Consider the following 16862-nt stretch of genomic DNA (forward strand, 5'->3'; position numbering starts at 1 on the left):
ATCAGGGGGATGACTTGATGGGCGGCAGGCGCAACACCTTGCCGTTCTCCCGCAGGAAGACCACGATCCCGCCGTCGCTCAATGGCGCCAGGATGGGAATATAGGTATGGGGCAGGCGCCTGATCGAAACAAGGCGCTGCGCCGCCGGGTCGAACCATTGGACGGAACTGTCGTTGGCGGTCACCAGCGGATCATGATCGCCAAAGTTGGCATAGCTGCCGCCGATACCCATCCGGGCGCCGGCGTCCGCGATCGAAATCCATGCCGCCTTGCGCGCATCCCAGCGCAGCGGCCAGTCGCTGTGATCGGGCACAGCGACCAGCGTCCCGCCCGGCAGGAGTCGGCGCTGGAATCCTCGCGATGCGTCCTTGGCATATTCCTTCGGCGGCGACACCATCGTCCAGTTGCAGCTGGCAGTGTCGAAGCTGAGCGGGATGGCCGGCGCCGGCCCGAGCTCCACATCATCGACCTTGCCCCGGACGCCGGCTGCCAGCAATGCTGCGCGTGTGGCCGGCGACACCGGCTCCTGCTTCAGCGCTCCTGCGCTGACGCGCAGCAGCATGGCGCGGCTTGGTGCAGGCTGCCCCTGCTCCTCCTTACCGGTTCGCATGCACGCCAGCGCCAGTTGCGGGTCGATGGAAATGAGCCGCCGCATGACCGTGCCAAGGGGCAGCACCAGCGGTGGCGCAAAGCTGCGCGATTCCGGGTTCCACCAGGCCAGCGAGGCGAAGGGCTGGTCGGTATTGTCGGTGTGCGAACCGCCGGCGACCACCGTGCCATTCCCAAGCCTGCTCCAGCTTCCTTCAATCGAGGTATGGCGAGGCCAACCCCTTGCCGCCGCCATTTGCCGCGTGAGCGCATTCCACACCACGAAAGCCTTATCCGTCAGCAGCAGGAAGTCGTCATTGCCAAGCGTGACGACGTCCGGGTTCAATTTGTTGGGCCAGTCGATCACTGCGTACGGCGGCTCGTCGGCCTGCGGCGCCGCCGTGGCCGGAAGCGCCATCGCGGCAAGCGCCATCGCATAGGCGAGATGTTTGAGGTTCATGCGGGCAAGCATAGACAAACTGCCCGCTAAAGTCACGCTTCCGTCACGCCCCCCTCACGCTGCGCGGCGCGATGCTGCCAGCCAGCGCTCCAGGTGCGGGAAGCGGTCGTAACCCCAGAACGGCTCGCCGTCCGCCAGCACGAAGGGCACGCCGAACACGCCCTTGACCAGCGCATCCTCATTGCCCTGCTTGAACTGGGCCTTGATCGCCGGGTCTTCCATGCCCGCCAGGAAGGCCGAGCCGTCGATGCCCTGGCTCTCCGCTATCCCCAGCAGCACCGCCTTGTCGGCGATGTCCACGCCGTCGGCGTAATAGGCCTGGAAGCAGGTGCGGGCAAACGAGACCGCCGCATCGTCGCCATGGTTGGCGCGCACCCACAGCATGGCACGGCCCGGCGCCATCAGCATTTGCGGGAAGGCGCTGGAGGGATTGAAAGGAATTGCCTCATCCTGCGCCGTGCGCTGCATGTCGCGCGTGACGTACTTCCATTTGACCGGCACCACCGGCGACGGCAGCACGCCGGTCACCTGGGTCAGCGCCGGCAGCAGCACCGGATGCCAGCGCACGGTGGCGCCGTTGGCCGCCGCCAGCCATTCGATGCGGCGGGCGGCAAAGTAGGAATAGCCCGAGGCAAAATCAAAGTAGAAGTCGAGGACCATGGCCGCTCCTTAGTAATTTTCGCCAAAATCGTTATTGCTCTTCGGCAGTCCGCGCAGGATGCCCCACAGGCTGCTGTGGCTCATGAAGTAGATGCCGACCGGCACCAGCAAAAGCAGGAATCGCATGTTCTTTCTCCAATTTCGCACACCCGTGCGAAGTCCGGTTAAAAAAAGGCCGCAGGCGAACCTGCGGCAACCCAAAATCACAAATCGTTGAAACTCTTGTACGTCGAAATCAGGCGGTTGAAAGCACGCTGCGCATGGCGCGGCGACTGCTCGTCACGCAGGAAGCGGGCATCGTGCAGCAGGCCCACTACCAGGCTGTAAATCTCGAACACCAGTTGCTCAGGTTCGGTGTCCGGCCGCAGCTGGCCGGCTGCCATCGCCTGCAGGATGGTCTTGCGCAGCGAGGCGCGCCAGGCCAGCGCACCTTGCGCCAGGCGGTCGCGCACTGCGCTGCCTTCGTAATCGTCGAACTCGAAAGCGCCCGCCGTGTACAGGCAGGAGGTGCGCAGCGCCTCGTCGGCCGCGCGCTGGAACCAGGCCGCGACCTGGGCCTGCAAGCGCGGCAGGCCGCGCGGCAGGGACAGCGACGGCATGAAGACTTCGGCCGCAAAGCGGCGGTCATACTCGTCCAGCACCGCGCATTGCAGCTGCTCCAGCGAGCCGACGCGCGAAAACACCCCGCTCTTGCTGATGCCGGTGCGCTTGGCGATCTCGCCCAGCGACAGCTTGCCGATGCCTTCCGCCGCGGCCATTTCCATGGCGGCGTCGAGGATGGTGGCGAAGGTCGCTTCGCTTTTTGCGGTCAAGGTGTCCATGCACCGAACTTTAGCACACATGTGCGAAACATCAAACCTGAATATTTCCTTGTTTTTTTTGATTGACTATTTCGCAAATATGAATAGAGTTGTGCCCGGGAAATATCTGAGGAGAAAAGCTTTGTACCCAACCCCACTGCGCCAACTCGCAGCAGCCGCCCTGCTGGCCTGCGCTACCCTGTCCGCCCAAGCCCAGGTTTCGACCGGCAGCATGACCGTGCCGCGCATGCTGCACCAGGCAAGCGCCCTGCCCGACGGCCGCATCCTGCTGACTGGCGGCGTGTCCACGCCCGGCGCCCCGATTTACGCCAGCACCGAAATCTATGATCCTGTCACCGGCCAGTTCACGCCTGCCGCGCCAATGCTGACTGCCCGCCGCGAGCATGCCTCAGTCACGCTGCAGGATGGCCGCATCCTGGTTGCCGGCGGCATGACGCCGGCGGGCGCCTACATAAACACCGCCGAAATCTACGACCCTGCGACCGGCCAATGGACCGCCGCCGGCAACATGAACTCCATGCGCTTTCGCACCATCGCGCGCCTGCTGCCTGATGGCCGGGTGATGGTGATGGGCAAGGACGGCTATTCCACCGGCGGGTATGCCGATATCTTCAATCCCGCTACCGGTACTTTCAGCAAAACCGGCAACTTTGTCGAGAACTCAGGCTGGCACGGCCTGGTAGTGCTGGCCGACGGCCGCGTGATGAAGGTTGGGGGCGAGGCCAGTACGGCACCTGCTCCTTATGCTCCGTACAGCACCCGGGCTGAGATATGGGACCCTGCCAGCAATCAATGGAGCGCCACGGGCCCGATGTCCATCGGGCGCTCAACCATCGAACCGGTGCTGCTGGCGGACGGCAAGGTCCTGGTGGCCGGCGGCCGCAATACGATGTCCCAGCGCAGCACTGAAATCTACGATCCGGCCACCGGCGCCTTCACTCCGGGCCCCGAGATGCCGGCCGATCTCGAGCCGCAGACTGCCACCGTGCTGCCGAACGCGGATATCGTCTACACCGCAGGCTATAACCGTCAACTCATGCGCTACAACGCCGCCAGCGGTACCTGGAACCTGAGCGGCCCGCAACGCATCCGCAAGCGCGACCTGAGCGTATCGCGCCTGCCCGACGGCAACGTGCTGCTTGCCGGCGGAGCCGAACAAAACGACTCCACGGCGTATGCCGCAATCTGGGACCAGGCCTGCTCCAGCCAGTTGACGACCGTGCCGGTGCGCACGCAGAACGTCGGCGGCGATGCAGGAACGGTCAGCTTTACCGTCAATGCAGCACCCGGCTGCCGTTTCGAGGCGGCGAACCTGCCAGACTGGCTGTCCGTTGACGGCGCCAATCCACAGCAAATGCCGTCCGGCGGCTCATTCGCAATGACGTTCAAGACCACCGCCAACTTGAGCGGCGCATCGCGCACCGCATCGTTCTTGCTGGCGAATGAGACCGTCTCCGTCACGCAGGTGGCGTCGGCCAGTTGCCCATCGGCGCCCGTCGTATCGCCGGCCACGACGACTGTCAGCGGCTCCGGCGGCACCGGATCGCTCAGCGTCTTTGCAGCCGCCAATTGCCCGTGGAACGTGGTCTCCATGCCCAGCTTTGTCACCGCCACCGGAGCGACCAGTGGCAGCGGCAACGGCAGCATCGCCTACTCGGTTGCCCCTAATCCGGATACCACGGCCTCGCGCAGCGGCTCCGGCCAGGTGGCGTCGATGGGGTATGCCACGACGTTCACCTTCACCCAGGACGCGCGCAAGCTCTGCCCGACGCCGCCGGTCATCAGCTTGAGCAACGCATCGTTTACTACCGCCGGCGGCAGCACGACGGGCACCATCACCGCCGCGCCGACTTGCAAATGGGCCCTGGCCGTGCCGGTCACCTGGGTCAGCGTAACATCCGGTTCTTCGGGTACCGGCAACGGCAGCTTCAGTCTCAATATCGCGCCCAACACCGGCGCCGCGCGCAGCGACTACATGTCCGCCACCACGCCCGATGGCGTTGGCATCGCCAAACTGAGCCAGGCCGGTTCTGCATGCGCCACCTGGAGCGTCACGCCGGCCAGCAGCAGCTTCCCGGCAAAAGGCAGCAGTGGCAACTTCACGATAGCGGCGCCAGCCAGCTGCAACTGGAGCTTGTCCGGCGTGCCAAGCTGGATGAGCATCACCAGCGCCATCAGCGGCACCGGGAACGGCAGCATCACCTACTCGGTCAGCGCCAATCCCGGCGAGGCGCGCAGTGCCACCGCAACCCTCAGCGGCAGCGGCCTGACGCTGCCGCTGAGCCTGAACCAGCAGGGCTCGACCCAGTCCACCGCCTGCAGCAAATGGATCGTCAGCGGCGAGCCGGCAAATGGCAACCTGCAGTCATCGACCTGCCCGGCCGGCGCACGCGGCACCGGTTACTACACTGACCGCTACACCTTCGGCGTCTTGCCAGGCCGGGTAGTGACGATCACCCTGAGCTCGTCGAGCTTCGATACCTACCTCTACCTGCGTGACGGCGCCGGCAATATCATCAGCTCCGACGACGATAGCGGTGGCGGCACCAATTCGCGCATCAGCTACACGCTGCCGGCGGGTGCATGGGGCAACTACACCATCGAGGCGACCAGCTACTACTCCGGCCGGTCCGGCGCCTACACCCTGAACTTCACTCAGTAAGGATCGGGACTCCAGACGGCGTACATCTCGCCGTCTTCCTCTACGCCCGCCTCGATGAAGCTGCAGGCGGCGTAGAGATCCTTCGCCACGGCGTTGTCCGGACGGTAGCTGGTCCAGATGCGCTGCACGTCGCCGTGCTTCTGGATCTCGGCCAGCGCCAGTTCGACCGCGCGGCGGCCGTGGCCCCTGCCCTGGAAGCGGCGGTCCACCATCAGGTGGTAGATCGCGTAATCGCCCGCTTCATCCTCGGCGCCGGGCGCGGCGTACATCAGGAAGCCCACCACGCCGTCCTTGTCGGCGATGGCGCGGCAGTGATAGTTCGGGTGGAAGCTGGCTTCCGCAATCGCATACATGGTGGCTGCCGCGTGGTCCTGCTGGTATTCATGCAGTTCCAGCTCGGCGATGTCGGCGAAATTTTCCTTGGTGACCACGTGCAGGTTGGTCGTAATCCATTTCCTCAGGAAGCGTTGATATGGTCTCATTCATGACTCCTTCTTCTTCGTTACAGCTCTAATACTGCGTTCATTTCGCCGTCCTCGTCGAAGTCGGTTTCGACGAAGCCCATGCTGGCGTAAAGATCCTTGGCCCTGGTGTTGTCGGGCTGGTAGCTGATCCAGACCTTGCGCACGCCGCCGCGCGCCCGGATCTCGGCCAGCGCCGCCTGCAGCGCCTTGCGGCCGTAACCCTTGCCTTGGTGGAGGATGTCCACCATCAGGCGCCACACGCCGAATTCGCCGGGCTGGCCTTCCAGTTCCAGGTCCACATACATCAGGAAGCCAAGCAATTCCTCGCCCGCATAGATGGCGCGCGCCTGCATCTGCGGGTAGAAGCTGGCCTGCGCAATCGAGTAGGCATTGCTGGCAATGTAGTCGCGCTGATGGTCCAGCAGCCGCAAGTCGGTGATGTCGTCGAAGTTCTGTCGGGTGACAGCTTTGAGTTGGATCTCCATGATTCCTTTCCTCCTTGCGCCGGGGACCAAAAAACAAAAACCCCGGCAAGTTTCCTCGCCGGGGTTTGTCGTCGGACGTCCGGCTCGGGGTGGCAATTTGCCAGTGCCCCGAGCGCACGCGCATCAGGGCTATCTGGTGTGCTTAATGCAGGTGATAGCGAAATTGCGCATGGCCGTCCTTTCTTGATCTGGGTTATACAACTAACGAGCGCTGATTCTGCGCTCTGCGCGAATGTGGTGTCAAGAAAAACTTTGTATAAATACTCACCTTGTGTTCTTGTACAGGACAGCAATGCGCTTGATGCTCAGCCTGGTACGCCAGGCCGCCACGCGTGCTCCATTGTTCGCACAGGTTTGCTACCGTAGGTACATGATGAGCATCTACAAGCTTGCGCTACCGTTGCTGCTGGCCTGCCAAGGGCTTGCCAATGCCGCCGAGCCAAGCCGCATCAGCGTGCAGACGCTGGCGGCGGGCAAGGAGGTCGCACGCATCATGCTGCCCATCGGCCAGCAGCATACGGTGCAGCTGGAGGCCAACCAGGTCGAGCAGGACAGCCGCGGTTCCACGCATGCGCGCGGCAATGTGCGCGTGACCATCCGTACCGGCGGCGCTGCCACGACCATCCTCGGCGAAGAAATCATCATCAAGCGCAAGGTGCTCGATGCCCGCGAGCTGGCCGCCATCCGGGCACTGGAAAGCATGGGTGCACCCGGCAAGCGCGATGCGGCGCGCGACCGCAAGGAACTGGCGCGCCTGAAGACCATCGTCGCCTCCCACGGCTGGCCGGGCACGCGCTTCGCCGGGCCCGAACTGTCCCAGAATGCATTCACCGTCCTGATGCGCGTGCCCGAGAAGGAACTGGAAGCCCTGCTACCGGCCTTGCGCGAGGCCCAGGCGGAGAATGACGTGCCGGGCTCGCAACTGGCGCAAGCCGAGGACAGGCTGCGTGTCGCCAAGGGATTGCCGCAACGCTACGGCACCCAGCTCGCCAGCGGCAAGCCGGTCGTGATCGAAGACGAAAGCGGACTCGACATCCGCCGCAAGATGATGGGGCTGCCGCCAATGCCCGCCTCTTCCGGCCAGTAGCTATTCCGTCACGTAGAAGACTTCCCCGCGCGGGATAAACGGCAAGCGGCGCCCGTCGGCCAGCAGGTAGGCGTGGTCCATGCGCGTCTCGAGCTTGTCCTCGCACCAGCCGTCCGTCACTACCAGCACCGGGCCATGCGCCGGCAGCTCGCCTCGGTGCGCCAGGTCGCGCAGGTGATCGAAGCCCGGCTGCAGCACCGTTCCGCCGCGTCCGCGCAAGGTGAAGCGGTCCAACAGGTTTTCCGGTTCGACCCAGCCGCAGTCGTAGGCCGCGGCGTCGCAGCACACCAGGCGCACGGCAATGACGTCGCGCGCCATCGCATAGCTGGCGATGGCGCCAAGCGCCTTGCCCAGCATGGTAGGCTCCATCGAACCCGAAGTATCGAGCAGCACGCCGAAGACGCGGCTCTTGCGTTCTTCCTCGGGCGGCTTGCACAGCGAAGGCCGCGGAATATCCGGCGTCGCTCCCTGCCGGCGCGAAGGCCGCGCATAGCTGCGCCGCAGCTCCAGCGGAGGGAACCTTTCGTCGAACCAGTGCGCGAGCCGGGCGTCCCACGGAATCGGCGGCTGCGCCAGGCTGCGGATCTCCTCCAGCAGGCCAGCCGGAACGGTGCCGCGCGCGCCCTCATATTCCCAGCGGTCCATGCCTTGCGCGAGTGCGCGGCGGCAGTATTCCTCCGCGTCCGTAAACTGGGCGCCGCTGTCCTCGCCCAGCAAATCCGGCTGCCCAACGCCGCGCATCGTAGCCAGCTTGCGTGCACGGCGAATATCGCGCGCCAGGCCGTCATAGATTTCATCTGCGGATTGTCCTGCCAGTGCAGCGTCGTACAGCATGCCGATGGCGGGCGCCGCACCAACCTGCATCTCGACCAGCCAGCCATTGATCGCGAAATCGCAGGCGACATTCCACAACACCGGATCACGCCCGCGGCGACGCGACGCGTGGTTGAGGCCAGCGTGCAGCAACTCATGGGCCAGCACGAACAACGTTTCGTCGTCATTCAGGCCGGCCGCCGGATTGATCCAGATGCGGCGGGCGCCGACATCGATGGCGGCAACGCGAATATCGTACTGCTGGCAAATCCGGATATCGTTCTCCAGGTCGAAGCTCGCTGCCAGGGCGCCTAGCAAAGGATAGCAATCCATCATGCGGCGCCGTGCGCGGTGCTCGCGGCTGTGCGGCCTGGCCGCCTGTTCGACAGTTGCGCCGCCCGCGATGGCAAGCGCCCTGCCGACGCCGCGCGCAATCCCATCTGCCAGCAATTCATGCCACGGCTTGTGGCGCTTCCAGGGCATCGCCTTCTCGTCGAGCGAGGTGAACACCGACCCAGTGCCGGCAATGTCCGCGTGCCAGGCCAGCAGCGGCGCGGGACAGCCGCCGCTGCAAAAGCGCTGCAGCAAGGTTTCCACGCCGGCGTCCTCGCATTCGGGCAAACGCCATTCTTCCGGCAATTCGCCCAGCTTGAGTTCAGCGCAAAAACGCGATGCCGACACCAGCGCTGCCAGCTCCCACAGCAGCGCCGGTTCACGGCGCCGCACCAGGCCCAGTCCAAGGCAGGACAGCGCGATGCCGATCACGCGCGCCCATTCGTCCGGCTGCGCGCGCCGCTTCGGATGCAGCCAAAGTGTGCCGCCGGGCGACACGGCAAGCCATCCGCCGGACGGCACGAACTGGTGCGTCGCATCGGTGTGAAATTCCGCCTGGGCCGCGATAGCGCCCAGCACCGGATGCGCCCGCACATGGGCAATCCCGGCCTGGCGCGCGGACGCGGCCGGATCGGGCTTCCTGTCCCTGCTCATGCAGTCTCCTTCTGGCTGCGGCCGGCCAGTCGTGGCAGGTCGCGTGCCACTTCGACCAGGAACCACGCAGGCAAGCGGCGGCCCTGGGCATCTTCGCCGAGCAGCGACTGCGCGATCTCGACGCTGATACGCGCCAGGTCGCGCAACATATCCTTGGCGCGGATCGACAAGGCATGGTGCGCGCTGCGCACTGCCGATTCCTCTTCCGGCAGCTCCTTCACCAAATGGGCGCGGAAGGATTGCGCGAGGAAGTACAGCACGTCCCGATCCGCCGGTGCATCCGGCCAGTGCTGGTCGCCCTTGATAATCGCATGCAGGCCATGCTTGTGCCGCAGCTGCTTGAGAAAGCCCTTGAAGTTGCCAGCGTGATTGGGCGACAACAAGCCATAGGCCAGCGCATCCACCAACTCCTCGCCGGAACCTTCGCCGAAGGAATGCAGCGCGTCCGACAGCATGTGCCAGCTGCGCGGCGTCGAGAACGGCTCTTCGTGTTTCGGCGGCTCGCTCCACAGATGATCGGGACGCAGCTGGATGTACTCCAGCACCCAGGGATGGATGCCGCCCTCGCCGCTTGCCCATTCCAGCCACTGGCGGTGGTCGGAGCGCAAGTGGATATGGACCATGCGGTTCACCAGTGCCGACGGCATCGGCTTGACGATGGCCGCATCCTTGGCGCGGTTGCCGGCGCCGATCACGATGGTTCCTTTCGGCAGGCTGTATTCGCCGATGCGCTGGTCCAGGATCAGCGAATAGAATGCCTTCTGGATCTCGTGCGACGAAGCATTCAGTTCGTCCAGGAACAGGACGAAGGGCTCATCACGCACGATGTTTGCAGGAGGGAAGAAGCGCGAGCACTTGCCGTCGATCTGCGGAATGCCCAGCAAATCTTCCGGCGCAAGCTGGCTGCCGAGCAGGGAGACGCACTCCATGCCGACGGCTTCCGCAAAGCGGCGCACCAGGGCGCTCTTGCCGATGCCCGGCGGGCCCCACATGAATACCGGGCGGGTGATCGCAACGTGCAGCAGGAAGTCAATCGCCTGCTGTTGGTTCAACATGATTGCCGATTGCATGCGCTCACTCCTCCCGTTCCAACTGGCGGCGCAGTTGCTGCTTCAGCGCGCGCCGCGATTGTTCGACGCGCTGGTGGCCGCCGGCCTTGCGCTGGCGCGCCAGCACGGCCAGCGGGTTGCGCGGCTTGGGTAGTTTGATGGTTACCTTCATGATTTATCCTTTCACGCACACGACTTGCTTCAGCGTGTGCACGATTTCGACGAGGTCGGACTGGTGCGCCATGACCTGGTCAATGTCTTTGTAGGCGGCGGGGATTTCATCCACCACGCCGCCATCCTTGCGGCATTCGATGCCCTGCGTCTGTTCGGCCAGGTCGAAGCGGTTGAATTTGCGTTTCGCCTCGCTGCGGCTCATGCGTCGTCCGGCGCCGTGCGAGCAGGAGCAGAACGATTCCTCGTTGCCCTTGCCGCGCACGATGTAGCTGCGGGCACCCATGCTGCCTGGGATGATCCCCAGCTCGCCTTCGTGCGCCGAGATGGCTCCCTTGCGGGTGACGTACAGCTTGTGGCCGAAGTGCGATTCCTGCGCCACGTAGTTGTGGTGGCAGTTGATCGCCTCGCCGTCGAGCTTGAACGGCGGGACGTGCGGCTCCAGCGCCGCCACCACACGGCGCATCATTTCGCGCCGGTTCAGCATGGCGTAGTCCTGGGCCCAGTCCACTGCTTCCACATAATCGTCGAACAGTTCCGAACCTTCGCTGAAGTAGGACAGGTCGCGGTCCGGCAGGTTCGCCTTGTGCCGCATCATTTCCTTGCGTGCAGCGGAAATGAAGTAGCGCCCGATGACATTGCCGATGCCGCGCGAGCCCGAATGCAGCATGATCCAGACGCGCTGCTCTTCATCGATGCACAGCTCGATGAAGTGATTGCCGCCGCCCAGGGTGCCAAGCTGGCAGATCCAGGTCTGCGCGAACTTGTGCTGCATCTTCATGATGCCCTTGTGGCGCGCCACGATGCGGTCCAGGCGGTCGTTCAGCGGACGTCCGACGCGGGCGTGGGCGGAGCCGCGCACCTTGTCGAAAGCGTGCTGCTCGAAGCCGACCGGCACCAGCGTTTCGATCGCGCTGCGCACGCGCGCCAGGTTGTCGGGCAGCTGGCTCGCGGTCAGCGTCGTGCGCACGGCATTCATGCCGCAGCCGATGTCGACCCCGACAGCGGCGGGAATGATGGCGCCGCGCGTCGGGATCACGCTGCCGACGGTTGCGCCGATGCCGGCGTGTACGTCGGGCATGGCCGCCACGTGCGGATGCACGATCGGCAGGTTCGCAATATTCAGCAGTTGCTGGATGGCCGAATGATCAATGTCATCCGTATAGATGTGCACAGGCACCAGGCCTTTGTGCAGGCTTTGCTTAATTGGCATAACGTCTTTCGTTATGCCGGGGCTGTAGAAACAAAAACCCCGGCGAGTTTCCTGGCCGGGGTTCGTGTTGGAAGAACGACCGGCTCGGGTGGCTTGATTGCCTGCCCCGAGCGCTCGCGCTGCGGGGCTATCTCATTTGCAGATTGTGGATAGCCGTACGTGGCATGGTCGTCCTTTCGAAAATGGGGTTGGTAAAAAATCAGTGGACGCGATTCTGCGCCCATTACAAATCACATGTCAAGAAAAACTTTCAGAGCTTCAATCGAGGCTGATGTTTTTCTCGGCTGCCACCTTGGCAAGCTTGGCGATCAGCAGCTCCCATGCGGCACTCGCGGCCCCATCCAGTTTTTGCAGCTTGTCGATAGCATCGTATCCCATAAGGCACGCAGCCCTATCCCTTGCAACCTTATCATTCCCTGCCACGATGTCGACTCCCTCCAGCGCATACAGCTGCACCTTCAAATCGGTGGCCGCCTTCTTCCGCACAGCCTCCGCCTCTTTGGCCTCCTGGTCCAGGATCGCGAAATTCATTACCTGCAGGGAGGCTTCTTGCGGAGTCCAGGCACCTGCATTGATTAACCTGGCTTTGATAGCGTCAATTCTCTTCGTATATTGCTTCTCACGGTCGGTCATGGCAGTACCTGCAGCCATGAACTCTTTCTGGAATCCTGACACGTATGCCTTGGCGTGAGCAGCATTCTCGCAATCCTGCTTGGCGGCAAACGCCTGCATGTTCAGCGCCGCGATTGCCGCAGCAACAAATGCCTTCTTCATCGTTTTTTCTTCTTCATATTTACATTGCAGTTTCAACAAATTTCACGGAAGCTTATTGGGAATCAGGTACCTGGTCAACTATCGGGATGTTGAATGAAGATTCGCAGTATTGTGTCTACTGGCGCGCTTTTCATCGCGTGTTCAACTGCCAGCGCGGGAAGCCTGGTCAAGGCTTATGCCGACAAGGCGAGGAATGTGCACGTCGTGACTGCGTCGGGCAAAGACATCAAGCTGACGACGGACCGAAGGGCAGATGATGTCCGGCTCGCTCCCGACGGCGAGTCTGCAGCCTGGCTCGTGCTTGCGTATTTCGCCGCGGATGGCAGGCGATGGCCCACCGAGCTGCATGTCTATCACGGCGGCCGCACGCGCTCCTCCAAGTGCGGAATGATCATTCGCGAATACTGGTTCTGGAAGAACGGCACGCACGTTGCCACCGATTGCGGAGGCCTGCATTTCTCCGGGATCGAAACGCTGTACGATGTGCGCACCATGAAAGAGGTCGACAGCTTCGACCAGGCCGAGGTTCCGGTTGAGCAGCGACCTGAATGGTCGAACGCGAGCAGGGAATAAAAAAACGCGCCCCGTGAGGCGCGTTTTTTTTGGAAGCGGTAAAGCTTAGCCGTTCAGGCGCTGCTCCAGCTTGGCCATATTGTCCTTCAGCTCTTGCGGCAGGTGGTATGCCAGCTTCTCGAACAATTCAGCGTGCAGCTTCAGCTCCGCGCGCCATGCATCCTTGTCGATCGAGGTGATGGTCTCGAACTCCTCGGCGGTGAATGGCAGGCCGTCCCACGAGATGTCGCCGTAGCGTGGGGTGGTGCCGAAGATGTTCTCGACGCCGCCGCCGGTGCCTTCAACGCGCTCCAGCATCCACTTCAGCACGCGCATATTGTCGCCGAAGCCAGGCCATACGAAATGGCCGTTTTCGTCGGTGCGGAACCAGTTGACGCAGAAGATCTTAGGCAGGGTGGCGCCCTTGCCTTCCAGGCGCTTGCCCATGTCCAGCCAGTGCTGGAAGTAGTCGCTCATGTTGTAGCCCATGAACGGCAGCATGGCGAACGGGTCGCGGCGCACCACGCCCTGCTGGCCGGCGGCTGCAGCGGTGGTTTCGGAGCCCATGGTCGCAGCCATGTACACGCCTTCGATCCAGTCGCGCGCTTCGGTCACCAGAGGCACGGTGGTGGAACGGCGGCCGCCGAAGATGAAGGCGGAGATCGGCACGCCGGCTGGATCGTCCCAGGCCGGGTCGATCACCGGGTTCTGGGTTGCGGCCACGGTGAAGCGCGCGTTCGGGTGCGATGCCTTGGTGCCGGACGCCGGGGTCCAGTCCTTGCCTTGCCAGTCGACCAGGTGCGCAGGCGCCTCCTTGGTCAGGCCTTCCCACCAGATATCGCCGTCGTCGGTCAGCGCGACGTTGGTGAAGATGGTGTTCTCGTTCAGGCAGGACATGCAGTTCGAGTTGGTCTTGGTGTTGGTGCCAGGAGCCACGCCGAAGTAACCCGCTTCAGGGTTGATCGCGTACAGGCGGCCATCCTTGCCCGGCTTGATCCAGGCGATGTCGTCGCCGATGGTGGTGACTTTCCAGCCGTCGAAGGTCTTCGGCGGGATCAGCATGGCGAAGTTGGTCTTGCCGCAAGCCGAAGGGAAGGCAGCGGCAACGTAATGCTTCTTGCCTTCCGGGGATTCAACGCCCAGGATCAGCATGTGTTCTGCCAGCCAGCCCTCGCCGCCGTTCTTGGCGTCGTTGTAGCCCATGGTGGAAGCGATGCGCAGCGCGAAGCACTTCTTGCCCAGCAGCGCATTGCCGCCGTAGCCGGAACCGTAGGACCAGATCTCGCGGGTCTCAGGGAAGTGCACGATGTACTTGGTGGCGTTGCATGGCCAAGGCACATCTTTTTCGCCGGCAGCCAGCGGCTTGCCGACAGTGTGGATCGCAGGCACGAACTCGCCATCGGTACCCAGCACGTCGTACACGGCCTTGCCCATGCGGGTCATGGTGCGCATGTTGACGGCGACGTATGGGGAATCGGACAGTTCCACGCCGATGTGGGCGATCGGCGAGCCCAGCGGGCCCATCGAGAACGGCACCACGTACATGGTGCGGCCGGCCATGCAGCCATCGAACAGGCCGTTCAGGGTGCCGCGCATTTCCTGCGGGTCCATCCAGTTGTTGGTCGGGCCGGCCGCTTCCTTGGTCTGCGAGCAGATGAAGGTGCGGTCTTCAACGCGGGCGACGTCGGTTGGGTCGGAGCAAGCCAGGTAGGAGTTTGGACGCTTTGCTTCGTTCAGCTTTTTCATGGTGCCGGCGGCAACCATTTCAGCGCACAGGCGGTCGTACTCTTCCTGCGAGCCGTCGCACCAGTAGATGCGAGCCGGCTTGGTCAATGCGGCGACTTCCGCCACCCAATTGATCAGCTTTTGCTGTTTGATGTAAGCTGGTGCGTTCATGGTTACAACGCCTCCCATAACGGGCTGATTCATAGTACCTCCAATGCCAATAAAGAATTCTGTCTTGTCCCGGCACGGCAGGAATCGTCGTCAGCTGATAGCTTGCGCGGAAGAATTGATACTTCGGCGAAATACGGCGGTTCTGTCGATGCGCCCGATAACTCGAGGGCGCGAGCGCCAGGCGGGGGTGTGCCCGGTCGCTGGAACATATGCTGCTGGAGCCAGCCTGGCTTACCCGGCCGGGCTCCTTGAATTTGGCCGATTGTACACCTGCGATCCCGCGCTTCCGACAAAAATGTAGGAATATTGCCCGACTAATGTAGTAGGCTATTCCAGATATTCACAAACCTGTTATTTCCCTACCATTTTCATCACAAAATCTGCTAACTGACATGAAAATTGCGATTCTCGATGATTACCAGGATGCAACTCGTGGCCTGGAATGCTTCAAGCTCCTGGATGGCCACGAGGTCAAGGTTTTCAACAATTCCGTGAAGGGCATGGGCCAGCTGGTGGCCCGCCTGGCGCCGTACGAGGCGCTGGTGTTGATCCGCGAGCGCACTGCGTTCAACCGCGCTTTACTGTCCAGGCTTCCTAACCTGAAAGTGATTTCGCAGACCGGCAAGGTCAGTGGACATGTCGACATGGAAGCTTGCCGCGAACTTGGCATCACGGTCCTGGAAGGCGTAGGTTCGCCGACTGCGCCCGCGGAATTGACGTGGGCGCTGGTGATGGCAGCGCGGCGCAAATTGTTCCAATACGCCGGCAAGCTGCGCGACGGACAATGGCAGCAGGTATCGATCAGCCATGAGCACAACACGCTGGGCCTGGTGCTGGCGGGCAGCACGATGGCGATCTGGGGTTACGGCAAGATTGGCAAGCTGGTAGCGGGTTATGCCAAGGCGTTTGGCATGCGCGTGATTGTCTGGGGCAGCGAGGCTAGCCGCGCAGCAGCCAAGGCCGACGGCTACGAAGCCGCCGCATCGCGTGAAGCCTTCTTTGGCGAAGCGGATGTCTTGTCGCTGCACCTGCGCCTGGCCGAAGGCACACGCGGCATCGTCACGGCCGAAGACCTGGCGCACATGAAGCGCGACGCGCTGTTCGTCAACGTGAGCCGCGCCGAGCTGGTTGCGGCTGGCGCGCTGGAAGAAGCACTCAAGGCCGGCCATCCCGGCTATGCCGCACTGGACGTGTTCGAAACCGAACCGCTGCCGGAAAATTCACCGCTGCTGCGCATGCCGAACGTGCTGTGCACACCGCACCTCGGCTACGTCGAGCAAGCCAGCTACGAGCTCTACTTCCGCAACGCCTTCCAGAACCTGGTCAACCACCTCAACGGCTGAGCCCGTGTCACACCATGGGGTCACACCCCAGAAGTGACACGAGCTGAAGCATTACACGGCTGTGTCCGTGTCACAGTTGGGGTGTGACCCCAAGGTGTGACACGGGCTCGGCAGTGGCATGGTGTGGACCTTGGTCCAGAGGCCGGCCCAGCCGGGGGGCCAGGTGATCGGTTCGCCGCTGTAGGGCGGGAGGTTGGCGCGGACGGGCACCACCGGGACTGCGGGCATGTCACTTAACGGGCCGCCGTTCGGGCGCTGCATGTCGAGGCTGTACATGTAGCCGGGGAGCAGGGCGTCGCACACGCGCGCGAACCATTCGGTGTGGTCTTCGTCGCGGCCAAGCGCTTGCGCCAGTCCTTGCGGGTCGAATCTGGCCAGGGCGTGCACCAGTTCTTCCGTCGTGGCGCCGGGCTGGTCGCCCCAGCCCATCACGGGGTTGAAGATGTAGTCGGCGCCGGAGCCGTACCAGCCTTCGCGCCAGGAACGCTGCATCCAGTCGCGCGGACCGGTAAACAAGTGCCAGCGCCAGTGCAGGCCGGATGGCTTGGGCCAGGAGTACAGGTATAACTTCTGGTAGCCGGCCTTGTGCAACTCGCGCACTACCGCCATCAGCCGCGCGTGCGGCATGCGGTCGGGCGGGGCGCGGCGGAACAGGATTGCTTCGCCGTCGGCAAACTGCACTTCGTCGGTGGAGAGGTTCAGGTCGAGCGTGCGCGATTCATTGCCAAACCGGGCGGAAATCCAGCCGGTCAGCAAATTGACAGCCGTGATGACGCCATAGCCGCGGTAGCGGTGGAAAATCACGGTTCCTGGTGCGAGCGCTTTCATGTTCTGGCC

General features: G+C 63.2%; 16 protein-coding genes. 4 read left to right on the forward strand and 12 right to left on the reverse strand.

Going from position 1 to position 16862, the window contains the following annotated elements:
• Position 1: 1 nt before the first annotated feature.
• The 3 genes from ACN9MY_RS00535 to ACN9MY_RS00545 form a co-directional block, all read right to left on the reverse strand.
• Entirely contained in the window at positions 2 to 1048 is a 1047-nt protein-coding gene (locus ACN9MY_RS00535) for a hypothetical protein (protein ID WP_426336708.1), read from the reverse strand.
• A gap of 54 nt (positions 1049 to 1102) precedes the next feature.
• Positions 1103 to 1708, reverse strand: a complete 606-nt coding sequence (locus ACN9MY_RS00540; RefSeq protein WP_426336709.1) for a 2-hydroxychromene-2-carboxylate isomerase — start codon at positions 1706 to 1708, stop codon at positions 1103 to 1105.
• 203 nt (positions 1709 to 1911) lie between these two features.
• Positions 1912 to 2529, reverse strand: a complete 618-nt coding sequence (locus ACN9MY_RS00545) for a TetR/AcrR family transcriptional regulator (RefSeq protein WP_426336710.1) — start codon at positions 2527 to 2529, stop codon at positions 1912 to 1914.
• A gap of 121 nt (positions 2530 to 2650) precedes the next feature.
• On the opposite strand from ACN9MY_RS00545, the gene ACN9MY_RS00550 reads away from it, so the two are divergent.
• On the forward strand, positions 2651 to 5191 hold the full coding sequence (locus ACN9MY_RS00550) for a kelch repeat-containing protein (protein ID WP_426336711.1): 2541 nt from the start codon (positions 2651 to 2653) through the stop codon (positions 5189 to 5191).
• Here the strand turns inward: ACN9MY_RS00550 and ACN9MY_RS00555 are convergent.
• Positions 5185 to 5673 carry a GNAT family N-acetyltransferase gene (locus ACN9MY_RS00555; RefSeq protein ID WP_426166500.1) on the reverse strand — a complete coding sequence of 163 codons (489 nt, stop codon included), beginning with the start codon at positions 5671 to 5673 and terminating at the stop codon, positions 5185 to 5187. The genes ACN9MY_RS00550 and ACN9MY_RS00555 overlap by 7 nt on opposite strands.
• Before the next feature lie 20 nt (positions 5674 to 5693).
• Complete coding sequence (locus tag ACN9MY_RS00560; RefSeq protein WP_426319875.1) at positions 5694 to 6140, reverse strand: GNAT family N-acetyltransferase; 447 nt, start codon at positions 6138 to 6140, stop codon at positions 5694 to 5696.
• A 292-nt stretch (positions 6141 to 6432) separates the two neighbouring features.
• Here ACN9MY_RS00560 and ACN9MY_RS00565 point away from each other — a divergent pair, with 292 nt between their 5' ends.
• Complete coding sequence (locus tag ACN9MY_RS00565; RefSeq protein WP_426336712.1) at positions 6433 to 7227, forward strand: DUF6624 domain-containing protein; 795 nt, start codon at positions 6433 to 6435, stop codon at positions 7225 to 7227.
• Here ACN9MY_RS00565 and ACN9MY_RS00570 read toward each other — a convergent pair whose 3' ends face one another.
• The 5 genes from ACN9MY_RS00570 to ACN9MY_RS00590 form a co-directional block, all read right to left on the reverse strand.
• Complete coding sequence (locus tag ACN9MY_RS00570; RefSeq protein WP_426336713.1) at positions 7228 to 9027, reverse strand: DUF2201 family putative metallopeptidase; 1800 nt, start codon at positions 9025 to 9027, stop codon at positions 7228 to 7230. It abuts the gene before it with no gap.
• On the reverse strand, positions 9024 to 10097 hold the full coding sequence (locus tag ACN9MY_RS00575; protein ID WP_426166508.1) for an AAA family ATPase: 1074 nt from the start codon (positions 10095 to 10097) through the stop codon (positions 9024 to 9026). The genes ACN9MY_RS00570 and ACN9MY_RS00575 overlap by 4 nt, the downstream gene beginning before the upstream one ends.
• Before the next feature lie 4 nt (positions 10098 to 10101).
• On the reverse strand, positions 10102 to 10248 hold the full coding sequence (locus tag ACN9MY_RS00580) for a hypothetical protein (RefSeq protein ID WP_200951750.1): 147 nt from the start codon (positions 10246 to 10248) through the stop codon (positions 10102 to 10104).
• Positions 10249 to 10251: 3 nt separating this feature from the next.
• Positions 10252 to 11460, reverse strand: a complete 1209-nt coding sequence (locus ACN9MY_RS00585) for an RtcB family protein (protein WP_426336714.1) — start codon at positions 11458 to 11460, stop codon at positions 10252 to 10254.
• Between the two features lie 258 nt (positions 11461 to 11718).
• A complete protein-coding gene (locus ACN9MY_RS00590; protein WP_426166513.1) occupies positions 11719 to 12234 on the reverse strand; it encodes a hypothetical protein in 516 nt (171 codons plus the stop codon).
• A gap of 93 nt (positions 12235 to 12327) precedes the next feature.
• Here ACN9MY_RS00590 and ACN9MY_RS00595 point away from each other — a divergent pair, with 93 nt between their 5' ends.
• The gene (locus ACN9MY_RS00595; RefSeq protein WP_426166515.1) at positions 12328 to 12807 is read left to right on the forward strand and encodes a hypothetical protein; all 480 of its coding nucleotides are present in this window, start codon (positions 12328 to 12330) and stop codon (positions 12805 to 12807) included.
• A 45-nt stretch (positions 12808 to 12852) separates the two neighbouring features.
• Here ACN9MY_RS00595 and ACN9MY_RS00600 read toward each other — a convergent pair whose 3' ends face one another.
• Complete coding sequence (locus ACN9MY_RS00600; RefSeq protein WP_426166517.1) at positions 12853 to 14715, reverse strand: phosphoenolpyruvate carboxykinase (GTP); 1863 nt, start codon at positions 14713 to 14715, stop codon at positions 12853 to 12855.
• 359 nt (positions 14716 to 15074) lie between these two features.
• Between ACN9MY_RS00600 and ACN9MY_RS00605 the strand changes: the two genes are divergently transcribed.
• Entirely contained in the window at positions 15075 to 16025 is a 951-nt protein-coding gene (locus ACN9MY_RS00605) for a D-2-hydroxyacid dehydrogenase family protein (RefSeq protein WP_426336715.1), read from the forward strand.
• A gap of 51 nt (positions 16026 to 16076) precedes the next feature.
• On the opposite strand, the gene ACN9MY_RS00610 is transcribed toward ACN9MY_RS00605, so the two are convergent.
• Positions 16077 to 16853 (reverse strand): L-asparaginase, encoded by a 777-nt coding sequence (locus ACN9MY_RS00610; RefSeq protein WP_426319883.1) that lies wholly within the window; start codon positions 16851 to 16853, stop codon positions 16077 to 16079.
• Between the last annotated feature and the right edge of the window lie 9 nt (positions 16854 to 16862).

It is taken from the genome of Pseudoduganella sp. R-31 (assembly GCF_049913235.1).
Classification (GTDB): Bacteria; Pseudomonadota; Gammaproteobacteria; order Burkholderiales; family Burkholderiaceae_D; genus Rugamonas.